The sequence below is a fragment of the uncultured Succinivibrio sp. genome (assembly GCF_902756765.1).
GTDB lineage: Bacteria > Pseudomonadota > Gammaproteobacteria > Enterobacterales > Succinivibrionaceae > Succinivibrio.
On sequence record NZ_CACVSS010000075.1, the window covers coordinates 1 to 16,002 of the forward strand.

Consider the following 16,002-nt stretch of genomic DNA (forward strand, 5'->3'; position numbering starts at 1 on the left):
TCAGTACGATTTAGACAGAGTAATGAAGCAGAGACAGGCTACCTTACAGGCAGCTCAGGCTTATGCTAAGGCACAGCAGGCGGTACGTGCTTTATCTGCTCAAATGGAAGCTTCTAAAGGAGCAAGTGCTAAATTAAAAGCTGAATACAACAAGGCTAAGCTTGCATCAGACAAAGCGACAGCTGCATACCAGAAACAGAAAGCTTCTCTTACTGCTCTAAATGCCTCAACTGGAATGACTGGTAAGTCTATAAAAGCCTTACGTATGGAAGAACAGCAGTTGGCTACAGCTGTAGCTAAAGCTACCCGTGCGCAGAAATTACAGAATGCAATATCTTCTGTTCAGAAAGCTCAGACAGGGTTCTCGGGACAGATGGCTTCAGGTGGCGCTCAGATTGCCGGTGTTGTTGGCATGGGCATGGCCTTAACTAAAGCTTTACAGCCGGGCCTTGAACTTGAAAAATCAATGTCCTCTCTTGGAGCTACAACTAATCTCACCGCAGAACAGCTGGCAAAAGTACAGGAAAGGGCAATCCTTTTAGGTAGAGATACCATTCTTTCTGCAGATCAGGCTGCAACCGGTATAGAAAAATTTGTACGTGCCGGCTACAGTGTTGAAGAATCAAGCAAGGCTATGGATGCCATGGCCAATCTGGCTATGATTACCGGCAAGGATTTTGCTGAAGCTTCAGATTTTGCCTTAAAATCCATGAAGGCTTTTGGTCTTGGTGCCAATGATTCTGCAAGATTAAGTGATGTTCTTGCTGTTGCTATGTCCAAGAGTGGATTATCTGCAGATCAATTATCTGAAAAACTCGGTGCTGTTGGTCCTGCGTTAAGTCAGATGGGATTAAGCTTTGAAGAGTCTGCAGCAATGGCTGTAGCTATGGATAAGGTCGGCCTTGGTGCTGAAGGTCTTAAGAAGACTATGATCTCCTTAATGGCTCCTACTTCAGCGCAGTCTAAAGCTCTTCATGAATTAGGACTTTCTTCTCTGAAGGCAAACGGAGAACAGAAGTCCACCATGGAGATTATGACTGATCTCTCTGCCATATTACAGAAGATGCCAAAAGAAGCTCGCAATGCTCAGCTCACCAAGATTTTTGGCTCCAAGAACATGGTTGAGACGGGCAAGCTTCTGGAAAGTATCTCTAATGGTGCTCTTCCTGATTTAATTGCTTCTATGAGTGATTCAGGAAAAGCAGCTGAAATGGCCGGAAAGATGATTAACAATCTTGATGGTGATTTTAAGGGATTAGGCTCTGCGATTTCCTATAGTGCCATTAGAGCATTCGAGGCATTACAGCCAACGATGAGAACGGTCGTACAGACTGTGGCAAGTGGTGTTACATGGGTCGGTAATTTTACAAAAGAACATAAGACTCTTGTTAAATGGCTGGGAATTGGTGCTGCTTCATTAGGTACAATCCTTTCTGTTTTAGGTGCATTTAACCTGCTGATTGGCGGTACTGGTTATATAGTAATGTCTTTTGTCGGTACTCTTCTGAAACTGTACAAAGTATTTACTATAGTTAAGACCGCAATGCTGGGACTTAATATGGCTATGCTTGCCAATCCAATTACATGGGTTATAGCCGGTATAGTTGCCCTAATTGCTATTGGGGTTCTTTTGTATAAGAACTGGGATACCATTAAGGAAAAACTAACAGGTCTCTGGTCTGCTTTTGAAGAGAAATTCCCTGCAATTGCAGGTATTGTTACATCTGTAGTAAAAAGAATTATCTCTATATGGGATGGCTTAAAGTCTGTCTTCAGTAATATTATTGATTTTGTAAAAAACATCTTTTCAGGGGAATGGGGGAAAGCCTGGGAGAATGCAGTTAATATTTTTGGAACTGTTTTCTCCGGAATAAAGGAAGTCGCCAAAGCTCCTGTAAACGGTGTAATTTTTCTAATCAATAAGGCGGTAAGCGCACTAAATGCTTTAAGTTTTTCTGTTCCTGACTGGGTGCCAGGAATAGGTGGAAAGAATTTCAGTTTAAACATTCCAGAAGTTCCTGCCTTAGCAAATGGCGGTATTGCAACAGCTCCGACTCTTGCTCTTGTTGGCGAGGGAAGGGAGAATGAGGCTATTCTTCCATTATCAAAACTTGAAGCTATGCTTGGTGGTAATTCTTCTGGAAACACATCTGCAGTAAATATTACTTTCGCGCCTGTAATTAACATTTCAGGTGGAAACGGTGATCCTTATGCAGATGTTATGAGAGCTTTAAATGAAGGCGGTCAGTCATTGAAACGTGACCTTGAGAGACTGTTTTCTGACAGAGCAAGACTTAACTATTCATAGAACAGTTAAGGACAGATACAGGCAAGAATATAAGAACCTACAAGAATAAAAACGAGAAATGAAAAACCTAAAATTCCTGGCAGGTAATATTCAAAAATATTACCAAGCCTTTGTTTTAGGAGTTTTTTGAGTTCTTGAATTTTCAAATCTTGCTTGTATTCTTCGTAAGATTTTTTCTTAAACTCATAGCCGTAATAGGCTTGCTGTAGTTTTTCCATATCTCTTCCTCTTTTCTGTAAGTATAGTTTATTTTGAGGTTTCTTTTAATGAGCAAAAATTACGTTACTGTGCAGGGAGATACCTTTGATAAAATCGCATACGCTCAAATGGGCAGTGAATATCAGATGAGTAAGCTGATTGAGGCTAATCCTGCTTATTCTCATTATGCGATTTTTCCTTCTGGAATTACCTTAGTGATTCCAGATTCAGATACCACTCCTCAAACAATCAACCCAGAGCTTTTACCTCCATGGAAACGATAGCAAATGTTTTAAAAACAGTAGCAAAAGTCTTTTATGAACAGACTGAAATTACACAGGATGTTTATGCTGACCTTCTGCAGGTATCCTATACAGATAAAGCAGAAGATGAAGCTGATGAGATGACTGTTACTCTAAAAGATGAGACTGGCAAGTGGGCCGGTTCCTGGTCTCCTGAACGTGGGGCCAGTGTAAGGATGGTAATAGCCACAGAGAGTAGAGGTGCTCTTGAAACGGGCAAGATGATGATTGACTCATTAAGAACATCCGGCTCTCCTCGAGTGTTTGAATTCAGCGCGGTAAGCATTCCTCTTGATAATACTATCAGACGTACCCAGAAGAACCGCAGTTTTGAGACTGCAACACTTCAAACGATAGCTGGTCAGATAGCATCAGAATCAAATCTTGAGTTCTTCTGGGACTGTGAAGATGATCCGAAGTACGACCGAACTGAACAAAAGTCCGAGTCTGATTTAGCATTTCTACAGAGACTGTGTAAAGATGCGGGCTTAAGTGTAAAAGTCAGTGCTGAAAAGCTGGTTATATTTGACCAGAAGAGTTACGAAAACAAAACTCCTGTTAAGACTTTTGTACTTGGAGAAAGTCCTATTCTTTCATGGTCTTTTCAGTCTCAGCAGTCTCAGCGCTACCGTTCCTGTACTGTTACATGGAGAAATATTAAAGCAAAAACCAGAACCAGTGCAGTTGCAAACAATAATCAGTCTGCAACCGCTGATTTATACAAGGGAGATAATCCAAAGAAAGGAACTCAGTCCACAAAGACAGAAGATAACGAATATACCTATGTTGATGAATCTGTCGAGGAAAGCGGACAGTGTTACATCCTTAAAAAGAGGGCAACCTCATCTGCAGAAGCTGAGCGAATGGCAAAAGCAAAGCTTAGAGAACTGAATTTAAGACAAACTACCGGATCTTTGAGCGTAATTGGTGATCCGATTTTGTGTGCTGGTTCCGTAATCAAGTTGCTTGGATTTGGATCTTTCGATGGAAATTTCATCATAGAATCAGCTAATCATTCAATCAGTAATTCTGGATATACAACCAGCGTTGATTTAAGACGTGTTAACGAGAAGTATTAGCATGAGTATTTACGGCGAAGAAAAAGCAAATGAAGTTCTCAATACTCTCAGAAAATGTATTCGTATTGGAACAGTATCGAGCATTAACCCTAAAGATCATACTGCAAGAATTGTCTTTGAGGATGAAGGTCATAATGTAAGTTACGACTTGCCAATTATTGTTCCTAATACCTACGATAACAGTGATTATCATATGCCTGATATCAATGAGGATGTACTTTGTTTATTTCTTCCAGATGGGATTGAGGATGGTTTTATCCTTGGTTCCTGGTATGCAGGAGAGGTTAAACCTCCATGTGATAATCCTGAAATCAGAAGAGTGAAGTTTAAAGACGGAACCACCATCAGCTACAACAGAGCAACACATGAGCTTGATGCTAAGTTAGAAAATACTCTAATTCATGCCGATAGAAGTAATGTAAGTATTATTGCACCTGGAGACATTACCCTAAAAGCAGGAGGAACTGTAACTATACAGGGTGCTACTGTTAATATTAACTAGGAGTATATATGCCAGCTGTTACAAGAGTAGGGGATAACAATACAGGCCATGATGACTGCCCTCCTATAGCGTTAGCGAGTGGTTCTTCTGATGTGTTTACCAATGGAATACCTACAGGGCGCGTAGGTGACCCCTATAACCCTCACGGTTGTCCTGCACATGTACCTCATGTTGGAAATATTGCCGCAGGTGCTCCTCACGTATTTATTAACGGTCAGGCTTGTGGTCGTGTAGGCGACCCTGTTACCTGTGGTGGTTCTGTAGCTGTAGGCTCTCCAAATGTTAATGTGGGAAATGGGGGCGGGCCTGTTGGTGAAAATGAAATACAAGCAGAAGTTGTAAAAACAACCTTATGGAATAGCGCTCAAGATACTACGGATAATCCAGATAAAACTATTTTAAGCCTTCCTGAAATTTCCAAAAATATGGCTAATCAGTCTTCAACTGAGATTGATTCTCAGGGGTGGGGATATTTATCTCAAATGTTTGAGAGATGGTTGGCAAATGAAGCAGGAGAATTAGATACAAGCGAGCCTGCTTTCATAATCGATTACGATTGGCTGATTTCCTATGAAGGAATTAGATATTTTCACGATGACCTTGAACAGTCTGCATTAAATGAGGCTGCACAAAATCATTTTACAGAAGAAATAATAAAATATTATCTTGGACAAACTGAATTTGATTGCAGAGAGTCGTTCAATAATAACAGTCCAATATATTGTAACAGTAGAACAGTAAAAGATAGCCTACGATACAATTATGTTACAGCTGAGGGACCGTATGTTTGTCTAGCCTCTTTTATGCTCTATGCTCTGCCAAAGGGGAAAATCCAGCAGCTTGAAGATTATAAATACCGTGTTACAGTTGAAGAAATATATCTGGGAGCATTTGATGAATTTCAATTCCAAAATGAACAAGGCTATCGTTACTGGTCGTATAAAAATAAGGATTTTGCTTTGACAAACTTCTCTTATGATATCAATTACAAGTTATTAAAAAATGAACACTTTAGAGCCTTTAAAAGAAACTATAATAAAGGAAAGGACTTTTATGTAAAATCTAATTTACATAAAGTTGAAGATTTTGAACCAGTGACCTTTGAATTTGAGTACGACGATTAAAATGTTAAAGAAAATCTTTTTATTTTTAATCATGCCTTTATCGCTTTTGTGGCTGATTGGCGTTGTACATACTTATCTTGTATACGGAGAATGGTATACTCAACGTCACAGCCTTTTGGCAGAAATTTTTATAAATACTTTCTTTCCTCTTCTTCAGGGCGGTTTCGATATCTTCTATTATACGATTGGCTGGATGTTTTAACCCTCTGTTTATCTAGAATATTGTTAATCATGAGTAAATTAAAGAATATCATAAATGGAATTCTATTTTCTTGGTTTGTTTGGCTTATTGTTTCTGTTGCTGTTGTAGTTTTTTCTAACTTGTATGTAGAGTCAAGGTCGTTAAGTAATGCTTTTATTTCTGTAGCTTGTAGCACAATTTCTGCGAGTGCGATAGCTTTCTATGTTGATTTTAAAAGTAAAAGGAAACTTGATAAGGCAAAAGAAGCCTGTTGTGAAGAACTTGTAGCAGATATCCATTCTCTTTGTTCAATTTTATATTGGCTATACGTAGAACTAAATAACAATAAATCTCCTATATTGGGACAACAGATTGACTTTAACGATAATATCGAATTTCGCAAAATCCTTGTAAAGTGTCAGAAGCTTCATTCTGATGAAGATGTTGACTTTGACGAATTATGTTCTGTTATAAGCAAGTATATTAAATTAGATCTGTCTATAGAACAAAAGTTGTTTCTTAAAAGATTTTCAGAAAAAAATATTTCCTATTTGGTAAAAAAAATCTTAATAGATATTCAAGAATTAAAAAAAGTTTTTCTGTGGCTAGATCCCACGGTTTTTTTAAATTTCAAAGATGCAGTTAAGAAAAGTGAGGGACTTTTGAATGATGTTGCAATATTATTGCAACCTCCTCAAAATAACAAAGTCACTTTCCATAACATATTGTCTATATTAGGCAATCCAATAAAACAAGTAGGAAAATTCTTAAATCTAGACAAAGACAAAATACATGTCAGAGCAATACTAACATTACCTGAAAAAATAACAGATGTAATTTTTTGATTTTTATTTTTGTTTTTTATTGTAATCCGAGTTTCAGCTTTCCAAAATTGTCTCATTAACTGTGTTTTTTTAAGGAGATCTAGTTCCTGATTTTTTTCTCTAATAACTTATTGCTTTTGCTGGATGGTGTATACTGTTTCTCCTTAGCTCATATCTAAAAGGAATAACTATGGCGGATATAATAGCAACTGTGTGGGATTTTGATAAAACTCTTATTTCAGGCTATATGCAGGAGCCCTTATTTGAAGACTACAAAATTGAGCCTAAAAAGTTTTGGGAAGAGAATAATAATAGGATAAAGGAACTCGAAGCTTCTGGCTTATACGTTAATGCGGATACTTTCTACTTAAACCAAATTTTGCGCTATGTTCGTGAAGGAAAGTTTAAAGGTTTAAATAATGAAAAGCTTAAAAAATATGGGCAACAACAAAATTTCTATCCTGGAGTAGGAGATCTTTTTAAAACTATCAGTGAATTGTCTCAGGAAGACAAATATCGTGAACACGGTATTATTTTTGAAAACTATATTGTTAGTTCGGGGCTAAAAAAGATTATAGAAGGCACCTCTATTATGAAGTATGTAAAAAATGTATGGGGGTGTGAGTTTGCTGAATCAGAAAACGAAAAAGGTGAACTTGAAATATCAGATATAGCGTATAGTATTGATAATACAAGTAAGACCAGAGCTCTTTTTGAAATAAACAAAGGGGTAAATATCAAAGAGCTAAATATTGATGTTAATACAGCTATGCCTCATGAGCAAAGACGAATTCAATTTATTAACATGATATACATTGCAGATGGACCAAGTGATATTCCTGCATTTTCTGTTGTTAATAAACACGGAGGAGCTACTTTTGCAGTTTATCCTACTGGAAATAAAAATGCTTTCAAACAGGTAGAAAAAATGCGAAAGGATGGAAGAATTCAAATGTATGCTGAGGCTGACTATCGTGAGGACAAGACGGCCTATATATGGATATTGGATAAACTAAAAACACAAGCGGAACAAGTTATTGAAAATAGTAGATTAGCCATCCAAAAACTAGGAAAAGGTACTCCCATTCACTTAAGCTAATTTTATAATTGAAATTTACCTGAAAAGCCTCGCGGTTAACTCCAAGAGGCTTTTTTATTGTCTCAAATTAGGAGCGTATATGGCTTTTCTTGGAGTTTTAGGTTTCTTCGGAAAGATTCCTTTTACCTGTAGTACAGAACAGGTAGCAACCTTTAAAGATTTACAGATTCAAAGACAGAGCAGATATGCTACTCATGATGTGTTAGGTCAGAAGCCGGTACATGAATATGTTGGTCCGTCTCTAACCACAATGTCTTTTAAAATACAGCTTCGTTCTTACCTTAATTCCTCTCCATCAGCTTATTTACCGCTTTTAAAAGATATGCTCGAATCTGGTGAAGCTCAAAGACTTCTTTTGGGGCCAAAGTATTACGGTAAATATGTTTTGACAGGTTTCAGTGAAGATCAAAAACATTTCAATGGCATAGGCTTGTGCATTGCAGCCGATGTTTCTCTTCAGCTGGAAGAAGCTCAGGGATTCAGTCTCTTACAGTATTTAAAGAATATGATTTGAGGTGAATATGTCATCAACTCTGATTGTTACAACAGAAAACAAGCTGAATCTTGCACCTAAGAATGAGCGAGAGGAAATTTATCAGAACATCGCCACAATTCTAAAAACAATACAGGGGACAGTCCCGCTTGATAGAGATTTTGGAGTAGATGGTTCCTATATTGATTTACCAATGCCAATGGCAAAAGGGCAGTGGCAGGCAGAAATTATCGATGCAATTGAACGAGATGAACCGAGAGTAAGAGTTTTGAGCATTGATTTTAAAGAAAACTCTATTGATGCAATGGATGGCATCTTATCACCAGTAGTAACAGTGGAGATTATTACAAATGACAGATAAAGTTTTACCTCGTTTTGATATGCCGGAGCTGAATTTCTTAACGGTAAATGCGACCTCAAACGAGCAGAGGATTATATCTAAATATGAAGAGATTTCAGGAAGAACCTTGGCTAACGGTGATCCAGTTAGATTGTTTCTTCTATCTTTAGCTGCAGAAATCACTCAGTTAAGACAGGATATAAATATTGCAGCAAGACAGAATCTCCTGACCTATGCTCAAGGAGATCATCTGGATGCTTTAGGCATTATGGTTAATACCTATAGAATTCCTGCAAAAGGGGCAACGGTAACTTTAAGATATACTCTGTCACAGGCTTTAAGCGAAATTTATGTAATTCCACAGGGAACCAAGGCAAGTGACGGCACCACTATTTTTGAGGTAAATGAAAATTACGAGATTCCTGCTGGAAATCTTTATATTGATGTAATTGCTACCTGCTCGGAAACCGGATCATTTGCAAATGATATAGCTATAGGTGCAATCAACACCATGGTTGACCCTATGCCTCAGATGGAGAGCGTTACAAATACAGAACAGCCATCAGGTGGTGCAGATAGGGAAGACGATTCCGCATACGCAGAACGCATCAGATTGGCTCCAGAATCATTTTCTGTAGCAGGTCCTCATGATAGCTATGAGTATTATGCAAAATCATTCTCTGGTGCGATTATTGATGTTTCCATATATGGTCTGCCTGAACATCCAGGAAATGTTTATATCCATCCGCTCTTAACGGACGGAACTCTTCCTGAAACAGCATTCCTTAACGAATTAAAAGACTACCTTTCTCAGGATGATATTAGACCGCTTACAGATAATCTGCTTGTAACCTCTCCAACAGCGGAAACTTATACAATCAATATCACCTGGTATCTTGATTCAAATGATATTTCAAAGATATCTCAGATTACAGCTTCTGTTTTACAGGCTGTAGAAAATTACAGAATATGGCAGCAAAGTAAAATCGGTCGTGATATTAAGAATATGGCAGCAAAGTAAAATCGGTCGTGATATTAACCCTGATGTTCTAATCAAGATGGTACGTGATGCTGGCGCAAAACGTTGCGTTATAACAGCGCCTGTCTTTACAACCATTGATAAAGATCATGTAGCTCAATGTCCTGCTTCAAATGTGACAATATCATATGGAGGAGCTGAAGATGCATAAATCGGAAGATAAAACACTCCTGTTTGCTCTCCTTCCTTCATCAATAAAAGAAGAACCTGTATTTAAACATTCAGCTCAAGCTTTATATGCCGGCGATAATTCAAAAGATCATCTTAACGATGGTCTTTTTTATTACCGTTTTGATGAATTAAGCAGTGATACTTTAGATCATTTAGCCGCTCAATGGCATGCTCATGTATGGAGAGATTCCTGGGATATTGAAACCAAAAGACAGGTTCTTCGTACTTTAATTCAAACCAAATCTCATCTTGGCACAAAAGGGGCGATTGTAGATGTATGCCAGAGCCTGGTTGGTGCTGCTGCTTCTATTATTGAATGGTTCGAAACAGAACCTCAAAGCACTCCCCATACGTTTATTGTCAAAGTTAATCAGGAATTGACAGGAAGGAGAGTTCCTTCTGAAGTGTTAGCGGATTTAATCAACGGAATTAACTACGCAAAACCTGTGCGTTCTCAATACACACTCGTTCTGGTTAATCAGCCTCTATATTCAGAATTAGATCTATCTTCAGTCGTCAGAATGATGACTTATACCCATTTTTATACAAATCCTACATTGTGGTACGAGATGAACTCCAATAGTTGTTTTAGTGGGGGTTCTCGTAGCATGGCTTATTCTCATTTTTATTCATAATGGAGTTTTACAAATGGCTCAGAATGTTGTTGTTACAAATGCAGGTCTTCAGGCTTTAATCAATGCAGAGCAGACTGGTACAGGTTCTGTTGTTTTAAACAAAGTTATTTTTTCTACAACTGCCATCAATGCCTCAACCGCTTCCGTTTTATCCGATATTACTGATATAGTTGCAACTCTCTCCTCAGTAAGCGGAACTGCAACTTCAGATCATACAATCCACGTCAGTGCTGGTGATACAGGAGACCAGGCATATACTGTTAAGACAATTGGCATTGTAACCGATCAAGATATTCTGTTTGCTGTTGTTAGTTCCGAGACTGGTCTTATTTCAAAAATTGCAACTACTCAGGCTTATGTTTCATTCGATATGGAGCTGACACAGGGTAATCCTCAGTATATTACTTTTGGTGATACCAACTTTTTAAATCCTGATGCAACATTTTCAACAAAGGGTATAGCTCAGTTGGCAACTGAGGCTGAGGCTTTATTAGGCGCAAATAAACAAAAAATAATTACTCCTGCTACTTTAGCTCAGGTTCTTGCTGTGTATGATCAGAGAATACAAGATCAGTTTAAAGAGTGTGGTTTTAATACCGGTGATATCAAGCCTTTAATTTCAAATAATATTAACAATGGCTGGCTGTTAGGAAACAGTGCTGTTGTTTCTCGTTCGGCAAACTCTAAACTGACTCAGTACGCTTATGACAACGGCTTTGTTCGTTCCGCTGCTGAACAGGCTGAGTACGAAGCTGACCCTGCAACCTTCTCTGGTCCAATCTATGGGCCTGGTGACGGCTCCACCACGATTCAGCTTCCTGATTTTAGAGGTCGTTCTTTAATGGGAGCTATGTCTGCTGCAAAGGTGGGTAGATATCAGCCTGAACAGTTACCAAATGTTACTGGTTCAACACAACCTTATGTAGCTTCCACAGGGCTACAAAATAATGGAGCTTTAATCGCTTCTTCGCTTAATGCTTTCAACATAAATGCTATCTTCCAAGCTGGTGATGAGGCTTGGTCTTCACTAACATTTAATGCAAATTCATCAAATGCTATCTACACTGACAACGGGCACGTTTACCAGCTATCGTTAGCCCTCAATTACATAATCAAAGCTTAAACAAATAAGCCCTCGTTATGAGGTCTTTGTTTTAGACTGTTACCGAACATAATTGTTTTATGTCTTGATAATGAAATTCAAAGCGATTGAAGCAGGGTAAACTTTGCCGTTGTTGGTATAGATTGCATTAGAATTATTGGCATTAAAATGTAGATATGAATAGGTATAAGCACAACCACCAGCAGTACCCGTGTTACCGGTAGTAGTCTTATATAAAGCACCACCACCGTCAGTGCCATGACCTACTACGCCAAGAGTGCCAGTATTTGTTACATTTGGCCATCGGTATTGAGGGCCTTATACACTAGATTTTAATGACGTAATTCAAAGCTACTGAAGCTGGGTACACTTTGCCATTGTCGGTGTAGGTTGAGTTTGAATCAAAAGCCGAAAAATTTAAAAATGAGTATCCACCATCAGAACCACTGGCAACGATTGCACGGTCTGTTCCTACAACGCTTTGCGAAAATACTCCTGAAGAAATAACCGAGAACTCCCTTCTAAAAACTTGACTTGCTGTACCTGTAACATTTGGACCAAATGTTACTGGTCAAATAGGTCGAAACTATACGAGCTTAGATATTTATAATGGAGCATTTGCTAGAAATTCAATTTCGGGTCAAGATCTTTCCATAACGATTGCTTCTGGCTCATGGTCGTTTTTTGATTTTAATGCCCATAATTCAAATGCTATTTATACCGACAACGGAAGAGTCAGACCTCTGAGCCTATGTGCGAATTATATAATTAAGTGCTAGACCTAGAGGGCGGACTACCCCTGAATCTGTGTAAATTGAATTTGAACGAGAAGCGTCGAAATAAAGTCCAGTTACATTATTGTCGTTCCCCGCATATCTACCATTTATATTTCCGAGATAAAAAGCTCCGCTAGTGTCACCTCTAATCGCATTTAGGAAACCAGTAACATTTGGTCCAAATGTCACAGGTTCGTTTGCAAGTGAACCTCATGTCGGTATTCCTCGATCAACAGCTTGCGTTACGGGTGCATTTACGCTAGGCATTGTTACGCAAAGAGCTATGATGCTAGACACACAATCATCAGCGCATCAAGTAGGGTTAGATGCTTCTCTATCAAACGCTATTTATACTGACAACGGTAACGTAATTCCTCTATCTCTATGCTTTAATTATGTAATTAAGAGCTAGAGATAGTGGGTAAACGTGGCCGTTATTGGTATAAACTAAAGAAACACGAGAGGCATCAAATTGCAATCCATAACCAGAAACGCCAGTACCTACATAGCCCCACCCTGTGTTTCCTAAGCTAGGAGCAAATGCACCTTGTGGGTAGGGAGCGTTTGGAGCAGGGTTAGTGAAAATTCCACCCATTCCTGAAGTATCCAAGCCACCATAAACATTTGGACCAAATGTAAGTGGATCCCTTGGGGTTAAACGTGGTTGCGACTGTGGCGCTTCCGGTTGTTTTTCTGCGTTTTATGACATCGGCAACAATAACTCAATGGCGTATGCCGAATGGGGAGCATTTCGACAGACAGATTTTTCGCTTAATCGAGCAAATTCTACATATACAGACAATGGCTCAATCCACCCATTGAGCCTTGCCTTAAACTATATTATCAAGTGTTAGCACTTAATGATAAAGTTCAATGCACATGACAGCGGATAGACGTGTCCGCTGTCGGTATAGACTGCGTTGGAGTTGTTGGCGTTAAAATGATTAATAACCCAATTCCCAGTACCGCTATAAGCAAGAGTATTTGTACTACCTGCTGGCGCATCTTGATAAAATGCTCCACCTGTTGACCATAAAATTGTTTCTCCAACATTATTCCTTTTCACAGCAAAAGATCCTGTAACATTTGGACAAAAGAGATCACCTCTTAATTACGTAAAACCCGCCATTAAGAAGTGATTTTTTAATTGTGCCCAGCACAATATTTTATTTCAGTCTTTTACCGAGTGAACCGCTTGTATAAGCTTACTTCCGGAGGAATCCTCGGCACATACAGCACAATACATCGAGAAGATATATTTAAACCATTTCTGATATATCTCTCTACGTTGTTCGAGATAATCTCCACGAAGGTATGCTCTCTCGGTTTGTGAACCATAGACATGAGCAAGGCAATCCTCCGCAACTTCAAACGGAATATTTTGATCTTTAAGCCATGTCCTAGCGGTTGCTCTTAATCCGTGATGGCAGAGTTGACCTTTTAAAGTTGACCGATTCAGGAAGCGTGACAGATACTGTTTGTGAACATGACTTCCTGATGTGAAATGCCACACATAAGCATTACGCTTGTCTGTATGGACAAGTTCTAAGACAGCGAGAATGTCCGGACACAAATGGACTCTGTGAACTCTACGCTTTTTCATAATCTCGGCAGGGAGGGTAAGCGTATCTCCTTCAATCCAGGCCCAGCGAACCGAAACGCACTCAATTGGTCTGAGCATTGAATAAACCGCCCATATAACAAAACAGTGAAACTCCAGCTTTTGACCTTTAAGAAGTACAAACAGCTCACCAAGTCTGTTGGCCTGAATATATGGTCTATTCTTCACTGTATACGGCGCAAATACTCTGGATAACTTCCTGCATGGATTATTGGCAAGCAGTCCGGCACAGACGGCTAAATCAAGTATCTCATTAAGGCGCATTAGTATTCGTTTTAAGGTTGGTGGTCGGTCTTTGAGTGCCAGCAACAGATTAAGAGCAAGTGGAGCTGTGATCTGCTCAAGTTGAAGTTTCTTAAGTTTGGGAAGCAGATAAATCTCAATTCTTCGTTTCTCAACCTCGTAAGAGACAATATAGTTTTTCTTTTTCTGGCACCAGAGCTTAAAGGCATCCGTGAAAGTTAATCCCTTTGATGGTTTTATCTTCAGTTCTTCTCGTTTGAGATGAGCAAGCTGTCGAGCTTGAACCGGTGATAGATCCGGATAAAAGCCTAGAGTTACATCTTTAACTATCCCTCTCACGTTGTAACGAAGCACAAAAGACTTATGACCTGAAGGATAGACTCTCAGGTACAGACTCTCACCGAGTCTGACCGTATAACGTTTTTCTTTAATCTTTATTTTTGACAAATTCATAAAGGAGACTCCTTATGTCTAACACAGCAACTGCATATCAGTTTGACAGTAACGGCTACTATCTAAATGAAACCTTAGTACAGAAAATGGGGGATGATTACCTGGTACCTCCAGATTCCACTATGACAGAACCTACCTTTAAGGCTGGCTTCTGGACCAAGTGGAACGGCTCAAAATGGACTAATGAGAAGATTCCTACCACCTGCGCAGAGGCAATCAAGAAAGGTCTGACTTGTATCTCTAACGGACAGGGTAAGCATAACTACGAGGTTAAAATCTTATTAGAGGCTTTAGCTGCAGCAGACAGTGAACACTATAAAACCGTAGTCTCTGACAATTTCGTAATGACTATCGAGGAGATCCCTGAAAAAACTCTTGATGAATTAAAATCCGAAAAATTAGCAGAGCTTAAAGCAATTTCACAAAAATATACAATCAATGATTGTGATGAGATGTATTTAACATCTAGTTTAGGGTATGCAATAAACGCAGACAAAACTGCACAGGATAATATTAGAGGATTGATAGAGGCTCACGAAGAAACAGATTTAATCAAATATAAGCTCTATGATAATTCTTTTAAAAATGTCACTATTGCAGATTTAAAAATTATGCTTAAAGAGTGCGCCCAAAATGGTGAAAATCTTTATACGCAGAAATTTTTATATCAGGAGCAGATCAACGCCTGCGCCACAAAGGAAGAGCTGGAAGCTATCGAAATCAAGTTTACTATGATGGACTTCAGCCAGTCTGAATAACCAAGAATTAAGCTCCAATTTTTAACGATTTTGGAGCTTATCCATGATTATTTTAATCATTTAATAATTTCGCTATTTCTTCATCTATTTTGGAATTATTCCATTCTATTGATTCTTTAACTAAAACGTGTATTTGATAGCGGTCTTTGTTTTCTATTTTTTCAACAGAAAAATTTTTCCTTTTACCGTTGTAAACGAAATTATTTCCCCAATTCCATGCTATATGAGTAGTAAAAAGCTGATCTTCTGTATCTCTAATTGCAATATTTCTATTAGGGAATTTCTTTTCTAAATCATATAGCGTTAATCCATTTGATTTCATATAAGCACCTTTTTAAGCAGTCTGTTATCGAAAGTCACAGGAGCACTATGGATTTAAGCTGCTTAAATTTATCCTGGACATAACTCTAACACCAATAAAGCAGGATCACTGTTTTGAATCTTACTATTCGGAAATGAAACGATCTCAACTTCCGGAGAAGTATAGAATTCAATAATAGATTGCCACTTTGACATGTCATAATCTGCAGTTAGATAATCTGCAGATTATGTTAAAATTAATATTGTGAATTTTGTTCGTGTCGCAGTGTGGGACACATAATGAAGCTATTTTTTTTAAATGGGGTGCAATGGGGTGCAATACAAAATCATATCCTTAAAAATCAAGATGTTCACCGCTTAATCTGACGCTCATCTTCGGCACCACAGTTCCTCTGATTAACCATGAATGAATTATCTTGTATTTCAATAAAAT

Annotated in this window: 17 protein-coding genes; 14 read left to right on the forward strand and 3 right to left on the reverse strand. The window is 38.5% G+C overall.

Annotation, left to right across the window (positions count from 1 at the left end):
* Positions 1 to 2,308: phage tail tape measure protein (locus QZU45_RS09455; RefSeq protein WP_295354597.1), on the forward strand; the 2,308-nt coding region annotated here is incomplete at its 5' end.
* A 5-nt stretch (positions 2,309 to 2,313) separates the two neighbouring features.
* Here the strand turns inward: QZU45_RS09455 and QZU45_RS09460 are convergent.
* Positions 2,314 to 2,526 (reverse strand): hypothetical protein, encoded by a 213-nt coding sequence (locus tag QZU45_RS09460; protein ID WP_295354600.1) that lies wholly within the window; start codon positions 2,524 to 2,526, stop codon positions 2,314 to 2,316.
* A gap of 48 nt (positions 2,527 to 2,574) precedes the next feature.
* Between QZU45_RS09460 and QZU45_RS09465 the strand changes: the two genes are divergently transcribed.
* The 12 genes from QZU45_RS09465 (at position 2,575) to QZU45_RS09520 (ending at position 11,418) form a co-directional block, all read left to right on the forward strand.
* A complete protein-coding gene (locus tag QZU45_RS09465) occupies positions 2,575 to 2,790 on the forward strand; it encodes a tail protein X (protein ID WP_295354603.1) in 216 nt (71 codons plus the stop codon).
* Entirely contained in the window at positions 2,778 to 3,887 is a 1,110-nt protein-coding gene (locus QZU45_RS09470) for a phage late control D family protein (protein WP_295354606.1), read from the forward strand. Before QZU45_RS09465 ends, QZU45_RS09470 begins: the two co-directional genes overlap by 13 nt.
* A gap of 1 nt (position 3,888) precedes the next feature.
* Entirely contained in the window at positions 3,889 to 4,389 is a 501-nt protein-coding gene (locus QZU45_RS09475) for a phage baseplate assembly protein V (RefSeq protein WP_295354608.1), read from the forward strand.
* Between the two features lie 8 nt (positions 4,390 to 4,397).
* On the forward strand, positions 4,398 to 5,513 hold the full coding sequence (locus QZU45_RS09480) for a DUF6402 family protein (protein WP_295354611.1): 1,116 nt from the start codon (positions 4,398 to 4,400) through the stop codon (positions 5,511 to 5,513).
* A gap of 231 nt (positions 5,514 to 5,744) precedes the next feature.
* Complete coding sequence (locus QZU45_RS09485; protein WP_295354613.1) at positions 5,745 to 6,539, forward strand: hypothetical protein; 795 nt, start codon at positions 5,745 to 5,747, stop codon at positions 6,537 to 6,539.
* A gap of 169 nt (positions 6,540 to 6,708) precedes the next feature.
* Positions 6,709 to 7,617 (forward strand): hypothetical protein, encoded by a 909-nt coding sequence (locus tag QZU45_RS09490; protein WP_295354616.1) that lies wholly within the window; start codon positions 6,709 to 6,711, stop codon positions 7,615 to 7,617.
* Positions 7,618 to 7,696: 79 nt separating this feature from the next.
* Positions 7,697 to 8,131: a phage tail protein gene (locus tag QZU45_RS09495; protein ID WP_295354619.1), complete on the forward strand. Its 435-nt coding sequence runs from the start codon at positions 7,697 to 7,699 to the stop codon at positions 8,129 to 8,131.
* 7 nt (positions 8,132 to 8,138) lie between these two features.
* On the forward strand, positions 8,139 to 8,471 hold the full coding sequence (locus tag QZU45_RS09500) for a GPW/gp25 family protein (protein WP_295354622.1): 333 nt from the start codon (positions 8,139 to 8,141) through the stop codon (positions 8,469 to 8,471).
* Positions 8,461 to 9,471, forward strand: coding sequence for a baseplate J/gp47 family protein (locus QZU45_RS09505; RefSeq protein WP_295354625.1), 1,011 nt, complete (start codon positions 8,461 to 8,463; stop codon positions 9,469 to 9,471). Before QZU45_RS09500 ends, QZU45_RS09505 begins: the two co-directional genes overlap by 11 nt.
* The gene (locus QZU45_RS09510) at positions 9,443 to 9,640 is read left to right on the forward strand and encodes a hypothetical protein (RefSeq protein WP_295354629.1); all 198 of its coding nucleotides are present in this window, start codon (positions 9,443 to 9,445) and stop codon (positions 9,638 to 9,640) included. Before QZU45_RS09505 ends, QZU45_RS09510 begins: the two co-directional genes overlap by 29 nt.
* A complete protein-coding gene (locus tag QZU45_RS09515) occupies positions 9,633 to 10,295 on the forward strand; it encodes a phage tail protein I (protein WP_295354631.1) in 663 nt (220 codons plus the stop codon). The genes QZU45_RS09510 and QZU45_RS09515 overlap by 8 nt, the downstream gene beginning before the upstream one ends.
* 13 nt (positions 10,296 to 10,308) lie before the next feature.
* Positions 10,309 to 11,418, forward strand: a complete 1,110-nt coding sequence (locus tag QZU45_RS09520; protein WP_295354634.1) for a hypothetical protein — start codon at positions 10,309 to 10,311, stop codon at positions 11,416 to 11,418.
* 1,926 nt (positions 11,419 to 13,344) lie between these two features.
* Here the strand turns inward: QZU45_RS09520 and QZU45_RS09525 are convergent.
* On the reverse strand, positions 13,345 to 14,490 hold the full coding sequence (locus tag QZU45_RS09525; protein ID WP_295354637.1) for an integrase arm-type DNA-binding domain-containing protein: 1,146 nt from the start codon (positions 14,488 to 14,490) through the stop codon (positions 13,345 to 13,347).
* A 14-nt stretch (positions 14,491 to 14,504) separates the two neighbouring features.
* Here QZU45_RS09525 and QZU45_RS09530 point away from each other — a divergent pair, with 14 nt between their 5' ends.
* Entirely contained in the window at positions 14,505 to 15,248 is a 744-nt protein-coding gene (locus QZU45_RS09530; RefSeq protein WP_295354640.1) for a hypothetical protein, read from the forward strand.
* Positions 15,249 to 15,300: 52 nt separating this feature from the next.
* Here the strand turns inward: QZU45_RS09530 and QZU45_RS09535 are convergent, their stop codons facing one another.
* Positions 15,301 to 15,570 (reverse strand): hypothetical protein, encoded by a 270-nt coding sequence (locus tag QZU45_RS09535; protein ID WP_295354643.1) that lies wholly within the window; start codon positions 15,568 to 15,570, stop codon positions 15,301 to 15,303.
* Positions 15,571 to 16,002 lie beyond the last annotated feature (432 nt).